This is a genomic window from Treponema sp. R8-4-B8, assembly GCF_054786175.1.
In genome coordinates, this window is the sequence record NZ_BDHE01000308.1 from 1 (window position 1) to 501 (window position 501).

At 39.9% G+C, this 501-nt stretch carries 1 protein-coding gene; it reads left to right on the top strand.

Annotation, left to right across the window (positions count from 1 at the left end; genetic code table 11):
* The coding region (locus tag ACYVRA_RS08535; protein WP_461252295.1) for a glycosyltransferase family 4 protein at positions 1-491 on the top strand (491 nt) is incomplete at its 5' end.
* Positions 492-501 lie beyond the last annotated feature (10 nt).

Genomic DNA, 501 nt, shown 5'->3' on the forward strand with positions numbered 1-501 from the left:
TTGCAAACAGTTCTTTTACAGCAAAAAAAATAAAGGAAATTTGCAATAGGAATGTTGAAATTTCACCTTATGGAACAACCTTGGGTGTGTGCGCCAAGCGCGATAAACTGGCTTTTCAAAGCAAATTTAAGGTTCTTTTTGTTGGTCGCCACATTGAGCGCAAGGGAATAGAATATTTGCTCAAAGCGGCTGCAATGCTAGATAGCGCAAAATTTGAGATTCGCATAGCAGGGCATGGAGATTTGACTGAAAAATTGAAAAAGCAAGCTGCCAAAGATGCGCCGGAGCAAGTTGTGTTTTTAGGAAAGCTTTCAAGAGAAGATCTTGAAAAAGAATATCAAAATGCCTGCTGCTTTATTTTGCCGGCAATTATAGATTCCAAAGGAGATACCGAGGGTTTGGGAGTTGTTTTGATAGAAGCTGCTCAATATGGTTTGCCCATAATCGCAAGCGATGATGGCTGTCTCTTATACACATCTAGATGTGTATAAGAGACAGGAT